Source organism: Pseudomonas sp. SCA2728.1_7 (genome assembly GCF_018138145.1).
Classification (GTDB): domain Bacteria; phylum Pseudomonadota; class Gammaproteobacteria; order Pseudomonadales; family Pseudomonadaceae; genus Aquipseudomonas; species Aquipseudomonas koreensis_A.
Genome location: NZ_CP073104.1, coordinates 5,449,673 through 5,470,516 on the forward strand (window position 1 = coordinate 5,449,673; position 20,844 = coordinate 5,470,516).

Consider the following 20,844-nt stretch of genomic DNA (forward strand, 5'->3'; position numbering starts at 1 on the left):
ACACCCTGGCCTAGCTTGGAGCTTCGTCCAACCGAAACGGTTAGCAACGGCCATGAAAGGATTTTCTGCAACCAGCGTGATCGGAGTGGCCGATGCGCTCATCCACTGGCAGATATTTTTCGTGCTCTGCAATGCGGTCGGCCTGGACCAGGCTGCCAGCAACTTTGCAGCGTTCTGTGTGGCCGCAGCGTTCTCGTTCTACTTGAACGTGCTTTACCTCTTCGAGAGAGAAACGTCGGTGTTCTTCTACCTGATGTTCATCGGCCTGATGGGCAGCGTGAGCTTTGGCGTAGGGGGCCTCGCGGATGTCTGGCGTTTGCCCGGACTGGTGACGGTGGCATCGTTTTCGCTGCTGAATATTGTGTCGGGGTACTGCTTCTTTCGCTTTGTGCTGTTTCGGGGGCGGCGGACATGAACATCCCTCTGCCTGAGTCCCCGCCGCCGTCAGCGTCTTGCGATGCTGCAAGGCCGTTTGTGGTCGATCTGGACGGAACCCTGATCAAATCTGATTTGCTGTTCGAATGTGCCATGTCCTTTGTTCGCAACAAGCCGTTGCAGTGCCTGAAACTTCTGGCCTGGCTCGGGCGCGGCAAAGCGTATTTGAAAGATCGATTGGCCCACGCGACGGACATCGACGTCGCCACGTTGCCCTACGATGCTGACGTGCTCTGGATGATCAAGGCGCAGCGCAACACCGGTCGGAAAATTGTACTGGCCACGGCCAGCCATCACGCATTGGCAGCACGTATTGCCGAGCATCTGATGGTGTTTGATGACGTCATAGGGACGACCCTCGAGCAGAACCTTTCGGGAGCAAACAAGCGTGATGTGCTGGTGACGTTATATGGTGAAGGCGGTTTCGATTACGTCGGTAACTCGCTGGACGACTTGCCGGTTTGGCGATCGGCCAGGCAAACCTATATCGTCAATCCATTACCGGGTGTCGAACGTGCCACCCGGCAATTGGGCAACGTTGTCCAGGTGGTTCGCTCTGACGTCACGTATTTCAGGGGGTTATACAAAGCGCTGCGTATTCATCAGTGGATGAAGAATGCGCTGATTTTTGTCCCTCTTATTGCTGCGCATCAACTGGCCAACCCGTTGCTGGTGGGGCGCGGTGTGCTGGCATTCGTGCTGTTCGGCTTGTGTGCATCAGGCGTCTACCTTCTGAATGACCTGCTCGACCTTTCCGATGATCGCAAACACCCGACCAAACGCCATCGACCCTTCGCCAGCGGATCCCTGTCGATCCAGTCCGGGCTGGCGGTTTTTCCTCTGTTGCTGTTGATGTCCTTCACGGGCGCCTGGTTGTGGCTGCCTCGTCAATTCCTCGCCGTGCTCGCCTGTTATTACGTGCTGACGCTGGTGTATTCGCTAGTGTTGAAGCGGCTGATGGCACTCGACGTGATTGCTCTGGCGCTGCTCTACACCTTGCGCATCATCGCTGGTGGCGCCGTTTTCGAACTCGAGTTGACGGGCTGGATGCTGGCCTTCTCCATGTTCATGTTTTTGAGCCTGGCTCTGGTCAAGCGCTATGCCGAATTGTTGATGGCGCTGCACAGCGGCATTACCGGAAAAACCGGCGGCCGGGATTACTTTCCCGCTGATCTGGCGATGCTCTCCTCTTTGGGCGCTGCATCCGGTTATCTCGCGGTCATGGTGCTGGCGCTATACATCCATGACAGCGCAACCACCGCGCTGTACGCGCACCCTCGGTGGATCTGGCTGGCGTGCCCGGTGATGTTGCTGTGGATCACCCGGATCTGGCTGCTGACCCATCGCGGCCGAATGAATCAGGATCCGGTGGTCTTCGCACTGCGTGATCGCTGGAGTCTGGCGATGGGGACGGTGTTCTGCCTGATTTTCTGGGTGGCGGCATGAAGGTCTCATTTGCCTCTTGGGGAAACTATCCTCATGCCCCTCAGAACGGTCATCCCTGCCAGTGGCAAGCCGATGTGGGGCCGCAGTGGCAGCGGTTGATCGAGGCCCACGGCACAACGTTGCCTTTCGGCAATGGCCGCAGCTATGGCGATAGCTGTCTGGCGGTCAGCGATCATGTGTTGCACCTACGCCCCCTGAATCGCTTTATCGAAACCGACTGGGAAAACGGTGAGATCTGCGCTGAGGCGGGCGTGACGCTGGGCGAGATTTTGCAACTGGCCATTCCCCGGGGCTGGTTTTTGCAAGTCACGCCCGGAACGCGGCATGTGACGCTGGGCGGGGCCGTGGCCAATGATGTGCATGGCAAGAATCACCACCGTTGCGGCACGTTTGCCGGTTCACTGGTGTGTTTCGGTCTGCACCGCTCCGTACAAGCACCGATGCTCTGTTCGCCGACGATAAATCCACAGTGGTTTGCTGCCACCATCGGCGGGCTGGGCCTGACGGGCGTGATCACCTGGGTGCGCATCCGTCTGCGCAGGATTCAGTCCAGCTTGATCGACAGTACTCGGGTGCGTTTTGACTGTCTGGATGACTTCTTTGCCCTGTCGGCGGACATGGATGCGCGGTATGAATACAGCGCCGCGTGGATCGATTGCCTGGCCAAGAACAGCGCCCGTGGGCGCGGATGCTTTACGGCTGGTGATCATTGCACATCGGGGCCGCTTGAGGTCGTGGCGCCACATTCGTTGCCTGTACCGATGCGTTCTCCGGTATCGCTAATCAATCCGTTCACCTTGAAACTGTTCAACCGTCATTACTGGCAACAGCAACCGCAACCGCCGACCCGACACTATCGAACGGTTGCCTACAGCCCGTTTTTCTATCCGCTGGATCGTATCGAGAACTGGAATCGTCTCTACGGACGCAGAGGTTTCCAGCAGTTTCAGTGCGTTTTGCCGGCACCGATGGCGGCAGCGGCACTTGCCGAATTACTCAAGTCGATTGCGCGTAGCGGTAGCGGCTCCTTCCTCGCGGTGCTCAAGCGTTGCGGCGATATTGCGTCGCCAGGATGGCTTTCCTTTCCCATGCCGGGTACTTCATTGGCGCTGGATTTTCCGCAGAGCAGTGAGCTGACGAAAACGCTTCTGCCGCGTCTCGATGCCATAGTCCGGGAAGCGGGGGGGCGCTTGTATCCGGCCAAGGACGCGCACATGAGTGGCAGTGATTTTCGCCAGGCCTATCCCGCCTGGGAGCAGCTGGAAGCGATGCGCGACCCGGCCCTGATCTCTCGTTTTTGGCAGCGAGTCATTCGATGAGAAAAATACTAATTGTGGGCGCCACGTCGGCGATTGCTTGCGCTTGCGCGCGATTGTGGGCGGCAGATCGGAGCGAATTGTTCCTGGTCGCCAGGGATGCGCAAAAGCTCCAGCAAACCTGCGCCGATCTGCAGGCCCGAGGTGCCAGAGCGGTAACCACGTACGTCATGGACGCCAGTGATATCGCCGCACATTCGCTCATGTACGAGAAATGCCTGGCGACGTTGCAGACGGTGGATATCTGTCTGGTCGCCTACGGTTCCTTACCGGATCAGTCGGCATGCGAACAGAGTGTTGAGCAAGCGATGGAGCAGTTCGCCAATAACGGCAGTTCAATGATGGCCCTGTTGACGCTGTTGGCTAACCGCATGGCTGCCCGGCAGCACGGCACACTGGCGGTTATTTCCTCGGTTGCCGGGGATCGCGGGCGACCTTCCAATTACCTGTACGGCGCGGCCAAGGCCGCGGTGTCAACGTTCTGCGAAGGCTTGCGGGCGCGCTTGTTCAAGTCAGGTGTGCATGTGATCACCATCAAGCCCGGGTTTGTCGATACGCCCATGACCCGGGAACTGGCGTTGCCAGCCTTGCTGGTGGCACAACCGGACGCCGTCGCTCGGCGAATTGTTGCAGGCATTGATCGTCGGGTTGCGGTGTTGTACGTGCCGGGATTCTGGAGGGTGATCATGTGGATAATCAGGGCCATACCGCAGCCGCTATTCAAAAGGCTGAACCTGTGAATCAGGCGCTGATGTTGTCCGGGTGGCGTTATCGGGTTTTGATCGGTTCGGTGATCTGCTCCGCCCTCGCTTATCTCGCTGTTTCCCTGTGGGGCGGGTGGGCGTCCGTGAGCGCGGCGGTCAGTCGAGTGGGCGGGTGGCAGGGCGGGCAGATCGTCGGCATGGTGTTGCTCGGCTACGGTCTGCGGTTCCTGCGTTGGCAGGTTTACCTCAATGCCTTGCGCCATCCGCTGCCGTGGCGGCCGAGCCTGAAAATCTATCTGGCCGGATTCGCCCTGACCACCACACCCGGCAAAGCCGGTGAAGCCCTGCGTGGCGTTTTGCTCAAACGCTGGGATGTGCCTTATGCACACAGTTTTGCTGCGTTGTTCAGTGAGCGGCTGGCGGACCTGCTGGCCATGGTCGGCCTGGCGTTGTTCGGCTTGAGCGCGCATCCCGAAGGTTTGTCGATAGTCGTCACGAGTCTGGTGTTGCTGGCTTGCGCCGGGATCTTGTTGATCTCGCCAGCCCTTGTCCGGGCGATCGATCGGCGCATCGATCAACGCCACGACGGGTTCTCCCGGTTACTGCGCCATGCCATCGAGGTGTTGCACCAGTCGCGCCGCTGCCACACGCCACGCCGCCTGATCGTCACAACGCTGTTGAGCCTGCTGGCATGGGGACTTGAAGCGCTGGCGTTTTACTGGATCTTGCAGGCGATGGGCGCGGATGTGGGCCTGGCGTTTGCGCTATTCATTTATGCGGTGGCCATGTTGGCGGGGGCGTTGAGCTTCATGCCGGGTGGGCTGGGCAGCGCCGAGGCGGTGATGGTGGCTTTGCTGGTGTCGGGTGGGGTTGGGTTGCCGGATGCGATTGCGGCGACGGTGTTGTTGCGGTTGGTGACGTTGTGGCTGGCGGTGCTCTTGGGCAGCGTCGTTTTGACAAGCACTGCTGTGGAAACAATTCACGATGAAATCTAATCTTCGAAACGAGCGCTTACTGGGCTGTTTCTCTTTACTGATCGCTCTGTTGGTGGGTAGCTATTTGCGATTGCGTAACTTGACAGTCGATGCGTTATGGCTTGATGAGGTGTTCAGTGTGGCGACGAGCCATCCAGATAACAGTTTCCTTGAAGTGTATCGGCGAACGCTGATAGATGTTCATCCCCCGCTGTACCAATTGGTGTTGTGGGTGTTTTATAAGGTGTTTGGGTTTGGAGAAATGGTCGGGAGGTATCTTTCTGTTGTTTTTGGCGTTCTGCTAATTCCGGTTGCGTATTTAAGTGGGCGGCAATTATTCAATGGAAGAGTTGGAGTGTTTGCTGCGTGGTTGGTGGCGATAAATTTTTATTTGATTACCTATTCGCAAGAAACGCGCTCCTATGAGTTGTTGGCGTTGTTGACAATGGTTTCTTTTTTTATGTTTGTGAAGGCAGTGCGAACAGTCGCGGTGTTGCCCGTTGCTGGTTATTCATTGGTGGCTGCATTAGTTGTAAATACTCACTATTTTGGTTTTTTGGTAGTCGCTTCTCAGGCATTGTTTGTGGTTTGTAAGTTGTTTGAGGTCTCATTTAATAAAAGGATTTTTTATCGGTTTGGCATGGCCGCGATTTTTATAATGATTAGTCTCTCGCCACATGTTTCCTTTGTGCTGGAGAATTTTAACCGACAAGGGTTTTGGATACCTAGTCCCAATGACCTGTTTTTTATCGAGCTGTTTTATTTGTACTTTGGAAGCTTGTCCTTGGCTGCCATATTTTCTGCGCTTTTATTGGCAGCGCTCACTCGATTAGGGAGCGACGAGCAAAATCGCGAAGTACTTAGATTGTTTGTTTTCTGGTTTGTTGTGTGTGCCATGCTTCCTTACATGCGCTCACTGTATTTTCAACCCGTGTTGACGATGCGAAGTTTGATTGTTTTGCTTCCGGGTCTTCTGATATTGCTCGCTTATGGCTTGAGTTTGATTAGGGATGGATGGATCAGGGGAGGGGTTGCGGTGGTTGTTCTGTGCTTTTCAATGACACCCTTGTATACCGATTACAAACCTGAATCTACTTTTGAGAATCAATTGAAGCCTGTCAGTCAGATGCGTGATCTGATTCAAGAATTAATCAATGAGCAGATTGAAGCTCCTTTGTATTCCAGGCAGTACATAGAGTTTGGTCAGTACTTTAAATTGTTAGGGTCGTCAATTGAGATAAAGCGCGAAGAAGACTTGCTAAACGATTTGAAGTCCTCGCAACCACCTGCAGTTTTTTATCTTCTCGCTAGCCGCGGTATTCCCCTGCCTGACGACGTATTACTGAAGCGGTATAACGTTGTAATGGTAGGTGAAAGGAGAGACGGCGATTCACTGGCCGTTGAGTATCGAACAGCTCCCGATAGCTCTGTAAAAAAGTGAGGGGGGGGCAAGCTGCCACACCAGAAGTGAGGCAGCCGGTGAATAAAATCAGGCCGCCGCCACTTCCTGCGGCTCAAAACTGTCCGCCCGCGCCATCTGCCACATCCGCGAATAGAACTCGCCATTCACTTCTCCGGTGAGCAATTCCCCCGGTTTCAGGAACACGTGCAACTGCGAAAACAGTTTGATCTCGGTCGCCGACATGCGTCGCACCAGATGCTTGGCCGACAGTTGTGATGGATGTTCCAGCCCGGCTGCGGCGAGCATTTCCGCCAGCGCCTTCAGCGTATTGCGGTGGAAGTTGAACACGCGCTGCGCCTTGTCCGGCACCACCAGCGCACGTTGGCGCAAGGCATCCTGAGTCGCCACACCGGTCGGGCATTTGTTGGTGTGGCAGCTTTGCGACTGGATGCAGCCGATGGCGAACATGAAGCCGCGTGCGGAGTTGGCCCAGTCGGCACCGATGGCCAGTACGCTAGCGATGTCGAAGGCGCTGACGATCTTGCCGCTGGCGCCGAGTTTGATCTTGTCACGCAGGTTCAGGCCGACCAGCGTGTTGTGGACAAACAGCAGGCCTTCGCGCATCGGTACGCCGATGTGGTCGGTGAACTCGACCGGTGCGGCGCCGGTGCCACCTTCCTTGCCATCGACGACGATGAAGTCGGGAAGGATGCCGGTTTCCAGCATGGCTTTGGCGATGCCCATGAACTCCCACGGATGGCCGAGGCAGAACTTGAAACCCACCGGTTTGCCGCCGGACAGTTCACGCAGTTGCTGGATGAACTGCATCATTTCGATCGGCGTGGAAAACGCGCTGTGGCGTGACGGCGACACGCAGTCTTCGCCCATCAGGATCCCACGGGTTTCGGCGATTTCCTGGGTGACTTTGTGCTTGGGCAGGATGCCGCCGTGGCCGGGTTTGGCGCCCTGGCTCATCTTGATTTCGATCATCCGCACTTGCGGATTCTGCGCTTGGGTGGCGAAGCGTTCCGGGTCGAAACGGCCGTCGCTGGTGCGGCAACCGAAGTAGCCGCTGCCCAGTTCCCAGGTCAGGTCGCCGCCGTGTTCGCGGTGATACGGGCTGATGCTGCCTTCGCCGGTATCGTGGGCGAAGTTGCCGAGTTTTGCGCCTTGATTGAGTGCGCGAATGGCGTTGGCGCTGAGCGAGCCGAAGCTCATCGCCGAGATGTTGAACACCGACGCCGAGTACGGCTGGCTGCACTGCGGGCCGCCGACGGTGACGCGGAAACTGCTCGGGTCGCTCAGTGGCGCCGGGCGCATCGAGTGGCCGATGAATTCGAATCCGGATTGATAGACATCGATCAGCGTGCCGAACGGCTTGTCAGCGGTTTCGTTTTTCGCTCGCGAATAGACCAGCGAACGCTGCGCGCGGGAGAAGGGCAGGGCATCACTGTCGGACTCCAGCAGGTACTGACGGATCTCCGGGCGGATGCCTTCGACCAGATAACGGATATTGCCGAGGATCGGGTAATTACGGCGTACGGCGTGCGGGCTTTGCAGCAGGTCGAACAGACCGATCAGGCTCAGTACGCCGGTGACCGCAGTGATCGGCCACAGCCAGTCATGTTCGAGGAAAGGCAGGCTGGCGAGGGTAAATATCACGCAGACGGCAAAGAAGGCGTAGCGGCTCAGGAGTGACAGGCTCATACGGTTTCCTTGGTTCGGACTCGGAATAATCAGCGAAGATTCAGGGATAAACACATTCCCCTGTAGGAGTGAGCCTGCTCGCGATAGCGGTATATCAGCTACAAATGATTTGACTGACCCGACGCCATCGCGAGCAGGCTCACTCCTACATGAGGCAACTTCACCAAACGATCAGGCGTTTTGTGCCTGAAGAAAAATCGAAAACAGCTCGGACTGGGATTTGATTCCCAGCTTGCTGTACATGTGTTTCTTATGGACTTTCACGGTTTCTACGGAGATTTCCAGCTTACGGGCGATTTCTTTACTGGAGCAACCGCTGAGCATCAAACGCCCTACATCCAGCTCACGGGCGGTCAGTTGCGCACCTTTGAGTTGTTGCACCGACGCTTCCAGTTGCACCCTCCAGTCTGCCCGGACAGGGGCGGCGGCGAGGGCCACGGTTTCGTTGATCTCATAGGGCAATCGTTGGCGCAGCAGGCCCAGCACCCAAGGCTGGATCAATGACAGCAACGCGATATGTTCGCCAGTGAAACGTTTTTCACTGCCCAGTGACAGGCACAGCGTGCGATCGCCTTCGAGCTGACAATTGAACTGGATTTCGTCGGCCACGACATTCAGACGAAAGTATCGCTGGTAATACTCGGTCAGTTCGAAATGCTCCGGCGCCACCTCGGACAAGCGATACAGACCGGTGCGCGTTTGCTCGCGGCAGGCGATGTAGAACGGATCAAGCAGGTACAGGCCACGCAGATAATCCTGAAACAACGGGTCAGGGCTGCCGTCTGCGCCCGGGCATTCGGCAAAGACTTGCGGGTGTTGATCGGCGCTGAACAGCAGCACCACCCAGCTATCGAACGGCACGTATTGGTCGAGCAAACGCACCAGTTGCGCCCAGAAATTCGGCTTGTCGAGCGCGTCGATCAGTTGCCCGACGGCGCGGTGCCAGGTGATGTCGTCAAACGAAAGTGTCATCGATCTACCCCTATCGGGTTACCCCGGCCGCGTAATTCCCTGGCCGCTCGCTTGCTGCGCATACTGGCCCACAGACAGCCACCGGGCAATCTTTCCGCGCCCGCCGCTCATAACAAGGGAATCCCCATGAAAGTCGAACTCGCCCAACTGGCGGGCCGTGACAATGCCACGGCATATAACCTCGAACGCGCACTCGCAGCGATTGCCGCGTGCGCGACCGACACGCAATTGATCGTTTTCCCGGAGACCCACTTGATGGGCTTCCCGACGGCCGAGACCGTCGCGCAAACCGCCGAACCCCTCGACGGCCCGACCGTCAGCGCGGTGCTGGCCGCAGCGCGCGAACGCAATATCGCCGTGGTGATCGGCATGGCCGAGAACGACCACGGGCGCTTCTACAACACCACGCTGCTGATCACCCCTGAAGGTATTGCCCTGAAATACCGCAAGACGCATTTGTGGGCGTCGGATCGTGGCGTGTTCGAGGCCGGCGACCGCTATGCCACCTGTGAGTGGAACGGTGTGCGCGTTGGCTTGCTGATTTGCTACGACATCGAGTTTCCGGAGTCGGCCCGTGCCCTCGCGCAACTGGGTGCCGAGTTGCTCATCGTGACCAACGGCAACATGGACCCATACGCATCGACTCACCGCACCGCGATCATGGCCCGTGCTCAGGAGAATCAGGCGTTTGCGCTGATGGTCAATCGTGTGGAAGCGGGGGACGACGGTTTGGTGTTCGCGGGTGGCAGTGCGCTGGTCGATCCACTGGGGACGTTGCTGTTCGAGGCCGGGCGGGAAGAAGGGACGTTCAGCGTTGAGCTGGATTTCGACCGGTTAGAGATTGCGCGCAGGGATTACCGCTATCTGGATGATCAGCGTTTGAAGTTGCCGGGGGAGGTGGTGGAGCGCGGCGATGGTGTTCGTGAGTTGTTGATTCCACGCCGTTGACCGCTGCCCTCACCCTAGCCCTCTCCCGGAGGGAGAGGGGACTGACCGAGCTGATTGTTCGAGGTACGCCGACCTGAAATACCGAGTCGCACTCAGGATCTGAAACTGCGAGTTCAAGTCGAACTCAGGATTTGAAACTGCGAGTTCAAGTCGAACTCAGGATCTGAAACTGCGAGTTCAAGTCGTACTCAGGATTTGCAATTGCGAGTTCAAGTCGTACTCAGGATTTGAAACTGCGAATTCAAGTCGAACTCAGGATTTGAAACCCACGGAGATCTGCTCCCTTTCCCCTCGCCCCCTTGGGGGAGAGGGCTGGGGTGAGGGGGAAAAGATTTCAAGTCGAACATAAAAATCAGCAACACCCGAGAACAAAAAAAAGAACCGAAACATTCGCCGAACTCGGCTCTGCCATAAATCCAATAAAATTCGGAGTAAGTCGCCCATGGCTCGTTTGCAACGCACCCTTTCATTAGGGTCGGTGGTGCTGTTCGGCATCGCCTACATGACGCCGATCATTGTCCTCGGCACCTTCGGCATTCTCGCCCAATCCACCGCCGGCATGGTCCCCGCCGCCTATCTGGCGGCGCTGATCGCGATGTTCTTCACGGCGATGAGCTACGGCCGTATGGCCGCTGCTTTCCCGGTTGCAGGTTCCGCCTACAGCTACGTGCGCAAGGCGATCAGCCCCAAGCTCGGTTTCATCGCCGGTTGGGCCGTACTGCTCGATTACCTGTTTCTACCCATGGCGATCTGGCTGATCGGTGCGGCGTATCTGGCGTCGGCATTCCCGTCGATCCCGCAATGGATCTGGGTGCTGGCATTCATCGGCATCACCAGCGCTATCAATATCATTGGCCTGAAACTGGCCAACGGCATCAACGCCTTGCTGATGCTGGTGCAATTCCTCGTGTTGATCGCTTTCGTTGCGCTGTGCGTGCACTACATCGGCGGCGATGCGAGCACGCCGTTGTGGTCGATCAAACCGTTCTTCAACGGCGACATGCACATGCCGCTGATCATGAGCGGCGCGGCCATCGCCTGCTACTCGTTCCTCGGTTTCGATGCGGTCAGCACCTTGACCGAAGAAACCCGTGACCCACGCCGCACCATCCCGCGGGCGATCATGTTGATCACCTTGATCGGTGGGCTGATCTTCGTCGGCGTTTCATACTTCGTGCAGATCGCCCATCCGTCGTTCCAGTTCGACAGCGTCGATTCGGCCGCCTATGAAATCGCCCGCAACATCGGTGGCGACCTGTTTGTGTCGATCTTCCTGATTGGTCTGATTGTCGGCCAGTTCGCCTCGGGGCTGTCGGCACAGGCCAGCGGTTCGCGACTGTTGTTCGCCATGGGCCGCGACGGCGTGTTGCCGAAGTCGTTCTTCGGCACGCTGCACGCGCGCTTTGGCACACCGGTCAACAGCATCCTGCTCTGCGCCGTGGTGGCATTGCTGGCGCTGAAACTCGACGTGACCACCTCCACCTCGTTCATCAACTTCGGCGCATTCCTGGCGTTCAGTCTGGTCAACCTGTCGGTGATCTTCCATTACTGGATCGGCGGCGAGAAAAAAGGCCCGCGCGAGCTGCTGCTGTTTCTGGTTTTCCCGTTTATCGGGCTGGTGGCGGACTTGTGGCTGATGGTCAGCCTCGATCATCTGGCGGTGTATCTGGGTTTGAGCTGGCTGGCGATCGGCGTGGTGTATCTGGCGGTGCTCACCGGTGGTTTCCGCCGGCAGCCGCCGGAGATGGATTTTCAGGAAGCGACCTGAACCTTGCGGCTTGGCACACCGTTGACCGGCATGTGATCCTTGGCGCTTTTGCGCCAAGGGTTTTTCGTATGTCGACTGCTTCCACGATTCGTATTGCCGCCGCATTGTTGCTCAACACTCAAGGGCAGACCCTGCTGGTACGCAAGCGCGGTACCACGGCGTTCATGCAACCGGGCGGCAAGATCGAGGCGCACGAGTTGCCGGTGCATGCACTGGCGCGTGAGCTGGAGGAGGAATTGGGCTTGCAGATCGACTCGGCGCAGGCGACGTTTATCGGGCAGTTTTCCGCCCCTGCCGCCAACGAGCCGGGATGCGTTGTACAAGCCGAAATCTTTCAACTGACGATCGACACTGAGGTCATGCCGGCAGCGGAAATCGAAGAAGTGATCTGGGTCGATCCGGCCACTGATCCAGCAGTCGATCTGGCGCCATTGACACGCGACCTGATCCTGCCGTTTTATCGCAACTCGCTGAGCGCAATTGCCTGATCATCCACGCAAAGGACTTTGCCATGATCCCGCTTCAAGACTTGCTGATCTTCGCCGCTGCCGCCTTGCTGATGGTGCTGACGCCGGGGCCGAACATGATCTACCTGATCTCGCGTTCGATCTGTCAGGGACGCAAGGCCGGGGTGACCTCGTTGCTGGGCGTGGTGGCGGGGTTCTTTGTGCATCTGTTTGCGGCAGCGGCAGGTTTGACCGCCGTGTTCCTCGCGGTGCCGATGGCCTATGAAGTGCTGAAGTGGGCCGGTGCGCTGTATTTGCTGTGGCTGGCCTGGCAAGCGCTGAAACCCGGGGCGCGCTCGCCGTTCGAAGCGCAACAATTGCCGGCGGACTCGTCGCGCAAGTTGATCACCATGGGCTTTCTGACCAGCGCACTGAACCCGAAAATAGCGGTGTTCTACCTTTCGGTATTTCCGCAATTCATCACCCCTGAACACGGCTCGGTGTTCACCCAAAGCATCATTCTCGGCCTGACCCAGATCAGCGTCAGTTTCTGCGTGAATTTGCTGATCGCGCTGTTCGCGGCCGGCATTGCTTCGTGGTTTGTGCGCAACCCGACATGGCTGGCGCTGCAGCGTTATTTCATGGGCTTCGTTTTGGCTGGTCTGGCCGTGCGCCTGATGTTTGAGCAGCGCAGGACGGCGTGAACATGTGGATCGAACAGCTGGACGCCAGCCATGCCCTGGCTTACCGCGAACTGATGCTCGAAGCCTATGACCGTCATCCGCAGGCCTTCACCTCAAGCGTGCGCGAACGCGCGGTGATGCCATTGAGCTGGTGGGAAGGGCGCCTGACCAGCAAGCTCGACGTGGTGCTTGGCGCGTTTGAAGCCGGCACGTTGGCCGGCATCGTCGGCCTGGCCTTTGAACCGCGCGAAAAGGCTCGTCACAAGGCCACGTTGTTCGGCATGTACGTGTCGGCGGATTTTCGCCAGCATGGCCTGGGCCATGAACTGGTGCAGGCGGCCATTGCCGAAGCGCAAAACCATCCGGCGCTGAAACTGCTCCAGCTCACCGTCACCGCCGGCAATGACGCCGCGTTCAACCTCTATCAGCGCTGCGGCTTCATCCAGTTCGGCCTCGAACCATTAGCGGTGCGGGTGGGTGAAGACTACTTCGACAAGATCCACATGTGGCGCGAGATCTGATTTCACACTGATCCCTGTGGGAGCGAGCCTGCTCGCGAAAGCGATGTGTCAGTCAGCAACGTTGGCAACTGACCGATTGCATTCGCGAGCAGGCTCGCTCCCACAGAGTTCGCGCTGTACTTGACTCAGCGCACGGCGCTGACACCATCCAGCGTCGAGAACGACGTGTCTTTCGCCGTCAGCAGAAAATCGCGCATGTACGGTGCATCGAGCATGTCGGTACGAATCGCCGCGTACAACGTCGCGAACAAGCCTTTTTCCCCCAGCCGTTTACCTTTCACGTAACCGCGCGAGCTGTACTCGTGCAGCGCCCAGTGCGGCATGCCGCAGACGCCACGGCCGCTGGCGACCAGTTGCATCATCATCACCGTCAGCTCTGAAGTGCGCACCTGTGCCGGCTCGATATCGGCCGGTTCCAAGAAGCGCGTGAAGATATCGAGGCGATCGCGTTCCACCGGGTAGGTGATCAGCGTTTCCGTGAGCAAGTCTTCGGGGACGATGTACGGTTTGCTCGCCAATGCGTGCTGATTGGCCAAGGCCAGCATGGCTTCATAAGTGAACAGCGGCACATAGGTGATGCCAGCGATTTCCAGTGGATCAGACGTCACCACCAGATCCAGATCGCCACGGGCCAGCGCCGGCAGCGGTGCGAAGGCGAACCCCGAGGCGAGGTCGAGTTCGACTTCCGGCCAGGCATCGCGGAACTGGTCGATGGTCGGCATCAGCCACTGGAAACAACTGTGGCATTCGATGGCCATGTGCAAACGCCCGGCGGTGCCACCGGCCAGACGACCGATATCGCGCTCGGCGGCGCGCAACAGCGGCAGGGTCGCGTCCGCCAGTTGCAGCAGGCGCAAACCGGCGCTGGTGAACCGCACCGGTTTGGTCTTGCGCACGAACAACGCCATGCCCAGACGTTCCTCAAGCTCCTTGAACTGGTGGGACAGCGCCGATTGCGTCAGGTGCAAACGGTCAGCGGCGTCCACCAGACTGTCGGCTTCGCGCAGGGCATGCAGGGTTTTCAGGTGACGGATTTCAAGCACTGATGGCTCCATGAGGAAAACTTGTGATAAACACTAAAAGGTTGAGTTTGTCTCATGTTTGGCGGGCTGTCGATGATTACGAAATCTTTTGCCCGCAGAGTGTCACCTACCCGCTGCGCAGTTTCTGAGTGGGGGCTGCCGATCACTGACTCCAGCGCGTTTTATGAATCTGCCCTGGCGGGTCGAGCATATAGCTGACGTTATCGATGTAGAGCGACCCCTTGACCTTAAGAGGATCAGAGGGAAAGGACACTTGCAGTTGGGCGCTCACTACATCTGGCAACATGACGCCGGAGTATTCGAAAGGCATTTGCGCAGGTTTCAGCCACCAGCTACCGACGTCGTACTGGATCGTTCTGCCGTCCGCTCCATAGCCCGAGATGATAAAAAACAGAATCGGGTGCGTGTCGATGTTCGGCGGATCCTGATGGTATTTGGCCTCAGGCGCGGATGCATCGATCTGCACGGTAAAGGCCCCGGGCGGGGCGTCGAATCGATTCAACAGTACGACGCCGTTATCTACACCAGGCAGCACCTTCGCTTGATAGCCGAGGTTATGCTGAACGACGCTGGCCTTGCCTTGGAATGCATGAACCTCCCAAGGCGCAAACTTGCCAGTGCCGAAGTCGCCGTTTTGCAGAAGATTTTTATTCATGTCTGCCATCCCGTAATCGTATCGACGCTTCACCATGAGTTCCGTCGTCGAACCATTGGCTGCGTAAACGCAAGGTCGCGCTACTGTCAGATCTGACAGTAGCGACGGGCGGTTATGAAGTACGCATTCACACCCCTTCGAAATGCCTCAGGACAATCGACTGTTCGGTGATTCTGGAGTCGAGCAAGGTCGGCTCGTCAGCGTGAGTCAGCATGCGATGCTGGGGGAGTTTCAGGTGGGCCCTTTCGAACTTGCGCAAAGGCCGGGTGGCCGAGCGGTAATGGAAATGCACGTACCAGAGCAGTTGCGCAGGCTCCTGCGTGAGATTCCAGACCTCATATTCCTGCAGGTAGTTGGCTTGGCCATGATGGTTAGCCAGTTGCTGGATCGGACGAGTTTTGCGGATCTCCACCGCTTGCTGATCGATGAGGTCATCCAGCATGCCGTCGGTAGGCTTTTGACTGGTCAACGAGCGTTCGGTGCGGAGGGTACGACCTTCGATGAGTAGTTCGCTTGCCTGATCGCGCAGTCGCTGGATGATCGGGTGCTGGGCAGACTTGCCAGTGATGGCGTCGGCGCGCGTGATGAGTTCACTCGCCCGACCTTTCATCATGTGTTCCAGATCGATGGGGAGCATGCCCTTGTTGGCGTTTCTCTGAACCTTGGCGCGGTAATTTCCTACGTCATCCAGACGCAGTTGTGCCTCGGTGACCAGGGTGGCCTGATTCAACCACGCGGGCGGGCGGGTGGCTGCGGGTTGCGGGTTGGTCAGCCGTAATTTGCCATCAGCGCCTTGTACATAGATTTCCTCATGGCCTCCAGCCCCGGTGCATTTATATCGACGGGTATTGGTCACGTTGTCCCATTGCTCCACGCCATGGCGTAATTGGTTGTCCTCAGTGATGAATACGCGCTGCAGAGGTTTCCCTGCAATCTTGGGTTCGGGTGGCTTGTTGATAGCGGCACGCGCTCGATCAGCCAAGCGATCGATGCCTTCCAGCAAGGGCTCGACCACGTCGAGATGGAAGAATTGCGGATAGCTGGCGGTCCAGACGGCCATCTCGCGACGAAACTCGACGCAAGTGTCGATGGTTTCCTGAAGCATGCGGGTACGTTCGGCGGTAGTGCTCTGAATGTTCGGCAGGTCGTACTGGCGGTACAGGCGCTCATCGATCTTGTTGCGAAGGGGTTCCGCCACCGTTGCAAAGTAGCGCCACGATGCATCGTCGGGACTGCCGGTTCTTTTGACGATTTCCAAGCGTTGGGAGGTTTTCAGGTACAGCAAGACGGGTTCACTGTGGCGGGTGTTGGTGTTATCGACCAGCGCCGAAATTTTCGGTCGGTCTTTGGCAAGTATGCGTTCATACCAGTGATTGACGTGGTCCCTGAGTTCCCCCAATTGTTCGAGCTTGTTCACGATCTCGACACGAAACCTGTGTATGTCTTCAATGTGTTTCAAGCGTTGTGCCACAGCATCAGCTGGCAGCGCATTGTGTAGCTGCCTCAATCGTTTGACTGCTCGTGTCATCCCGATAATGTTATGCGACAGGTGAATGGCGCGGCGCCGATAACGATCAGTCAACAGCCAGGCGGCCTTGCTTTGCATTTCGGCGACAGCCCTGCGTTTTCTGCCCTGGGTCAGCGCAGTCAGCTCGGTCAACACCTCATACCGCTGTCTGGCTACCTGGATATCGCCAACGCAAGCGGCTTCGACCGTTGGCCACATGGCCACGCGCTCCACTTCCGAAGCTTCGCGGTAGACATTGAGCACCTCGTCGCTTTTTCTCCCCCTGCGTTGCAATTGATCGGCCAAGTCGTCAGCGGCGGCGGTCAGTTGATGGTGACGACGGAAGTTTCGATCCACCAGCCAGCGGGGCAAGCGTTGCCGAATCACCGGCGGCCAGTAAGGGTCGAGTGTATCGAGCATGCGCCCGCCCACATTGCCGCCACCCACCACGCCGCCTTCAAGGGCGGTCCCGTAAACGCCGAACCAGGTGTCCCAATGCCCGCTTTCATCCAGGGCGATCGGCTGCTTGTAGGTTTTTCGCGAGTTGCCTGACAGGCGCCACTGGCGCGAGTCCTTGCTCAGCTCAACCTGGTACAGGCGACCCTGACGTTCGATGAAATCGCCGTCGGCATGCCGGTAGATACCACGGTAGAGGCCGTGGCTGGAAGGCTCTGTGCCGGCCAGAGAGATCGGCTTTTCATATTCGTAATCCTTGAAGCGCGTCAGCACATGCCTGGCCTGACGCTGCGACTTGCCGTGCAGCGCTGCCACGTTGCCGAGCACCGCGTGAAGCTGCCGAGCCTGTGTCAATGCACGTGTCGTGCGCGAGAGGGTCGAGGCCACTGCTTCGCCCGGGAGCAGATCCATGAACGCATCGATCAACGACAGCAACATGGACTCGATTTCCGCCAGACCGTCCGCCACATCACCACGCAAAAACGCTGCTGTGGCCTGATTGGCAGCGGTCCAGGCCTGGTAAAGCGCTAGCACGCTGCCAACAAAAGGCACCATCCCCAAGGCCATTTTTATGTAATTGAAAGCGCGCGGGCCTTTCAGGGTGTAGCGCTCGAAGAACAGCTCATCGTTGGAGCGCGACGTGCCGCGATGGGCTTCGATCAAGCGCCCCATATGTGCATCGAGCAGGTGCGCAGCGAATGAAGTAGTTACCGGCCAGCGCACGCCGACTTCGATAATGCCATCGAAATTTTTTTCCACGGCGTGGCCGATTCGGCTGACATGCGCCCTGACGTTGCCATGCAACGCTCTGTTCGCCAGGTACTCGATCCACTTGTCATTTGCGCACAACCTGAATAGCCCTTTGCGCGCCGCTTCAAGATTGTCGTAGCGGCGGAAAAACTGCTCGTCGTGGCTGTCTGGCAGGTACAACAGGGTGACGCCGCTGATCTGTTCTTCGATGAAGCTGATACCAGACAGGGTCACCGGTCCTTCGCCAAGTGTGTCCTTGCCGCCGACTTTCAGCGACACCGGCAACAGAACAATGCGCTTGCCGTTGGCTTGCCACGCTTGCGCGGTGTTGGCATCAATGGCGATGTTCAGCAGCGCGGACTCATCAGCGTTGAGGTGCTTTTGCAGGCGCGCATTTTCGCTTTGGATTTTCAGCATCAGGCGCCAGGGTTCTATCAGGCTTTCCCGGCGGTGTTGTTTGACAAATTCCGACTCGCTGGCGGCGCCCCTGAACGCGTCGTGGATCTTTTGCTCATAGGCTTTAGGCAGGTCCAGTTCCGGCAGGACTCTGCGCAGGTAGGTCAGGTTGATGCCGTTGAGCAGACGAGTGCGATCCCTTTTCAGCGTTGCAGTGACCTCCAGGCGCAGGAATATCAGGCGCTTCGACAGCGGGTCATTGAGCACTGAATGCACGTTGTCGATATTGAGCTGGGCGAGGTCCTCCAGTGACATTTTGCTGCGGGTTTTGCTCGGCACAATGACGGTGGATGTCCGCGTGCCGCCGGGGCCGGACTCGGGGACCTTTTCGGTTTTGGTCGAATCAGGCAGTTCGACTTGTACGGAAAAGTGCCCTTCAAGAGAAAAATCCTTGCGCAGTCGGGCATGCAGGTGGCGGCGAGTGAAGTCGTCACGGGGTTCCAGCGCAAGAGTCATGAGGGCGTGGCTTTCACGCATCGCCGCGATGTACGCCTCGATGTTCTGTTTAAGCCCGCTACGCTCGCTCTCCTTGAGTTTGATCAGCCAGCCTGGCAGATGGCCGGCGAGAGTGCCGCTGCGTTCCTGCTCCAGCAGGTGAGCGAAGGCCAGGCTTCGGGCGGCGTGAACCGGCACCTGCACAGCGGCAAGACAGGCCTGGCGCAGCGTTTCCAGAGCGTCAGCCTGCTCGGGTTTGCCGCGCAGGCGGGTGGCTTGCGCTTCGAAGTCGGCGATCAGTTCATTGAGGCAGTGATGCAGCGGGTCAGCGGTCAGGGTGCTCAGTTGCAGGGCCAGTTCGCTGTCCTGATCCTGAATCTTGAACACCTCGCGCGCCAGTGTGCGACGGTCGGCAAATCGTTGCAGACCACCACCAGTGCCCGGCCAGTAGAGCATCAGGCTGGCGCTTGAGGTGCTGTCCGAGAGTGCGGCCTGAGGTGCGATCACCAGCACGCCCTTGAGCGTTTCGCTCTGCGTGGAAGTGACCCCGTCTTTTCTTTCGCTCATCGACAAGGTCAGGCTGGCCGCCGTGAAGTCAATGTCACGTTCGGCCGCGATGGGGGTGTTCAGCACGGCTTTGAGCAGATCGTGTTCAGCGCTGTCGAGTTGTCCCAGCGCTGCTTGCAGTCTGGCTTCGGCATGCAAGCCGTCCTTGTGCGCCTGACGGAGCGCAGCGAGCGCTGTATTGAAGGCGCTCAAATCAAGATTTTCGCGGTAAAGCAGCGATGTGGCGGCGCGCTCACCGGCTTGTTCGGCGGTCTCCAGTGCTTTGAGGGCCTCCTTGCATTGGCGGTAACGAGAACCGTCACCGTCGTTGTCCTGCAAACGCTCGAGTGCAACGCGCTCGCGTTTGAGCGCGGCCTGGCGCACGGCCAGTGGAATAGCGGCCGACAGGCTGCCGAACAGCGGCTTTTCATCGAGCTCGTCGTCGCTGGCAGGCGTGGTTGGAGTTGTCGGTGCCGCCACAATGATCGCGTTGCTGCGCTGATGATCGATCAGGTCGACATGCACCAGGGATCGCGCGCCGTGCTCCCTGATCCCGGTTTTGTCTTTGTTGGTATTGCTCAAGGCATCGAGCTGCGCATGGTGTCGGTCGGCGAACAGATCGCTCGCCCCGGTGACCATCGGGTCGAGCGCTGCGCTGTAGTCAAAGCGCAGGATGTCCTTGGGCAGATCGGTGGGAATTTGCACATGGCTGGTCAGCCAGGCTTGCAGCTCGGCGCGGCTCTTGAAGGCCTGGATCGACACGGCGCTGCCGGGCAGATACAGCAGCGGCGCGGCCGTGGCCAAATCACCCAGGCTGATCACCCACGCCCCCGGAAGTTTCACTTTACTGTGATTGCTCAGCACCAGCGCCGGCTTTTGCGTGTGGATGGGTTGGCCATCAAGGGTCAGTGCACCGGCACCCGAATCGATGACCTGTTGCAGCGTTTTGAGTTGAGCAGCGCTAATGGTCTGGTTGGCGAACGCCGTGTGCGCGGTGGCTTCGAAATGCGCACGGTAAAGCTGCGTGGCACGGCTGCTGCGTGACACCGGTGTGCGCGGCGCGCGCGCTTCCCAGAAGTTTCTCCAGCGTGTGGCGTGGCTCTTCGCGGGATCGAGCGATTTGAGCTTTTCCAGGAGTTGCAGGGGTTTCAACGCGTACAACGCATGATTTGTGCTGATGCCGGTGAGGTGGCAACGCTGATCCAGATCGGTTTCCAGCGTCGGTTGTTGAGCGACAAAGGCACACGTATCGGTAAGGCTGACGATATGTTCGGGGTGCTCATCAGTGGCAGCAAAGTGCAAGTGCGTGGTTTCGCCGTCCAGTTGCAGTTGTTGTCGCAGTAACTCATTGATCGTGTCGCGCAGGGCCGGGCTGCCGGCAAACAATTGGCGCAAGCTTTCGCTGCTGGCGCGCCAGCGGTGGCTGGCCTGCTGCAACAGGCTGTCATCGGTCACTTTCGGCAGGTGCCCGGCTACCGTGGGCAATGGTGAGGGGGCGCTGGCTTCATCCAGATTAAGGCGATCGGGCATGGTGGCATGACTCGCAAGGGGAACGGCTCATCCGTTCCGGAACGGGTCATTCAAGACAAATCGCGCAAGGCGATGGCGGTACATAGATATTCTTTGCAACAACCCCGCGTGACCGCTCGGCACTCTTCATCAAACTGTCATCGA

16 protein-coding genes are annotated in these 20,844 nt (G+C 58.2%); 11 read left to right on the plus strand and 5 right to left on the minus strand.

All coding sequences use genetic code 11. The features are described 5' to 3' along the window. Window positions 1–52 precede the first annotated feature (52 nt). Genes KBP52_RS24435 through KBP52_RS24460 form a run of 6 tightly spaced genes read left to right on the plus strand, consistent with a single transcriptional unit; the run spans window position 53 to window position 6,316 of the window. The gene (locus KBP52_RS24435; RefSeq protein WP_212621135.1) at window positions 53–415 is read left to right on the plus strand and encodes a GtrA family protein; all 363 of its coding nucleotides are present in this window, start codon (window positions 53–55) and stop codon (window positions 413–415) included. Next, window positions 412–1,881 (plus strand): UbiA family prenyltransferase, encoded by a 1,470-nt coding sequence (locus KBP52_RS24440; RefSeq protein WP_212621136.1) that lies wholly within the window; start codon window positions 412–414, stop codon window positions 1,879–1,881. Before KBP52_RS24435 ends, KBP52_RS24440 begins: the two co-directional genes overlap by 4 nt. Next, entirely contained in the window at window positions 1,878–3,200 is a 1,323-nt protein-coding gene (locus KBP52_RS24445) for an FAD-binding oxidoreductase (protein WP_212621137.1), read from the plus strand. Before KBP52_RS24440 ends, KBP52_RS24445 begins: the two co-directional genes overlap by 4 nt. Further along, window positions 3,197–3,937: an SDR family oxidoreductase gene (locus KBP52_RS24450; RefSeq protein ID WP_212621138.1), complete on the plus strand. Its 741-nt coding sequence runs from the start codon at window positions 3,197–3,199 to the stop codon at window positions 3,935–3,937. The genes KBP52_RS24445 and KBP52_RS24450 overlap by 4 nt, the downstream gene beginning before the upstream one ends. Next, window positions 3,934–4,896: a lysylphosphatidylglycerol synthase transmembrane domain-containing protein gene (locus KBP52_RS24455; protein ID WP_212621139.1), complete on the plus strand. Its 963-nt coding sequence runs from the start codon at window positions 3,934–3,936 to the stop codon at window positions 4,894–4,896. Before KBP52_RS24450 ends, KBP52_RS24455 begins: the two co-directional genes overlap by 4 nt. After that, the gene (locus tag KBP52_RS24460; RefSeq protein WP_212621140.1) at window positions 4,886–6,316 is read left to right on the plus strand and encodes a glycosyltransferase family 39 protein; all 1,431 of its coding nucleotides are present in this window, start codon (window positions 4,886–4,888) and stop codon (window positions 6,314–6,316) included. The genes KBP52_RS24455 and KBP52_RS24460 overlap by 11 nt, the downstream gene beginning before the upstream one ends. A gap of 48 nt (window positions 6,317–6,364) precedes the next feature. On the opposite strand, the gene KBP52_RS24465 is transcribed toward KBP52_RS24460, so the two are convergent. Both KBP52_RS24465 and KBP52_RS24470 read right to left on the minus strand, forming a co-directional pair. Further along, entirely contained in the window at window positions 6,365–7,984 is a 1,620-nt protein-coding gene (locus tag KBP52_RS24465; RefSeq protein ID WP_123593738.1) for an FMN-binding glutamate synthase family protein, read from the minus strand. A 171-nt stretch (window positions 7,985–8,155) separates the two neighbouring features. Then, the gene (locus KBP52_RS24470; RefSeq protein ID WP_038368479.1) at window positions 8,156–8,956 is read right to left on the minus strand and encodes a LuxR C-terminal-related transcriptional regulator; all 801 of its coding nucleotides are present in this window, start codon (window positions 8,954–8,956) and stop codon (window positions 8,156–8,158) included. A 126-nt stretch (window positions 8,957–9,082) separates the two neighbouring features. On the opposite strand from KBP52_RS24470, the gene KBP52_RS24475 reads away from it, so the two are divergent. The 5 genes from KBP52_RS24475 to KBP52_RS24495 all read left to right on the plus strand — a co-directional run bounded on the left by KBP52_RS24475 (window position 9,083) and on the right by KBP52_RS24495 (window position 13,322). Continuing rightward, window positions 9,083–9,904: a carbon-nitrogen hydrolase family protein gene (locus KBP52_RS24475; protein ID WP_212621141.1), complete on the plus strand. Its 822-nt coding sequence runs from the start codon at window positions 9,083–9,085 to the stop codon at window positions 9,902–9,904. A gap of 442 nt (window positions 9,905–10,346) precedes the next feature. Further along, complete coding sequence (locus tag KBP52_RS24480) at window positions 10,347–11,672, plus strand: APC family permease (protein WP_212621142.1); 1,326 nt, start codon at window positions 10,347–10,349, stop codon at window positions 11,670–11,672. 68 nt (window positions 11,673–11,740) lie between these two features. Continuing rightward, on the plus strand, window positions 11,741–12,160 hold the full coding sequence (locus tag KBP52_RS24485) for an NUDIX domain-containing protein (protein WP_077574382.1): 420 nt from the start codon (window positions 11,741–11,743) through the stop codon (window positions 12,158–12,160). 23 nt (window positions 12,161–12,183) lie between these two features. Next, window positions 12,184–12,822, plus strand: coding sequence for a LysE family translocator (locus tag KBP52_RS24490; RefSeq protein ID WP_034153531.1), 639 nt, complete (start codon window positions 12,184–12,186; stop codon window positions 12,820–12,822). A 2-nt stretch (window positions 12,823–12,824) separates the two neighbouring features. After that, the gene (locus KBP52_RS24495; RefSeq protein WP_077574381.1) at window positions 12,825–13,322 is read left to right on the plus strand and encodes a GNAT family N-acetyltransferase; all 498 of its coding nucleotides are present in this window, start codon (window positions 12,825–12,827) and stop codon (window positions 13,320–13,322) included. 125 nt (window positions 13,323–13,447) lie between these two features. On the opposite strand, the gene metR is transcribed toward KBP52_RS24495, so the two are convergent. The 3 genes from metR to KBP52_RS24510 all read right to left on the minus strand — a co-directional run bounded on the left by metR (window position 13,448) and on the right by KBP52_RS24510 (window position 20,700). Continuing rightward, on the minus strand, window positions 13,448–14,365 hold the full coding sequence (metR, locus tag KBP52_RS24500; RefSeq protein ID WP_212621143.1) for a transcriptional regulator MetR: 918 nt from the start codon (window positions 14,363–14,365) through the stop codon (window positions 13,448–13,450). A 142-nt stretch (window positions 14,366–14,507) separates the two neighbouring features. Next, window positions 14,508–15,020, minus strand: coding sequence for a hypothetical protein (locus KBP52_RS24505; RefSeq protein ID WP_212621144.1), 513 nt, complete (start codon window positions 15,018–15,020; stop codon window positions 14,508–14,510). A 127-nt stretch (window positions 15,021–15,147) separates the two neighbouring features. Then, a complete protein-coding gene (locus tag KBP52_RS24510) occupies window positions 15,148–20,700 on the minus strand; it encodes a DUF6543 domain-containing protein (RefSeq protein ID WP_212621145.1) in 5,553 nt (1,850 codons plus the stop codon). Between the last annotated feature and the right edge of the window lie 144 nt (window positions 20,701–20,844).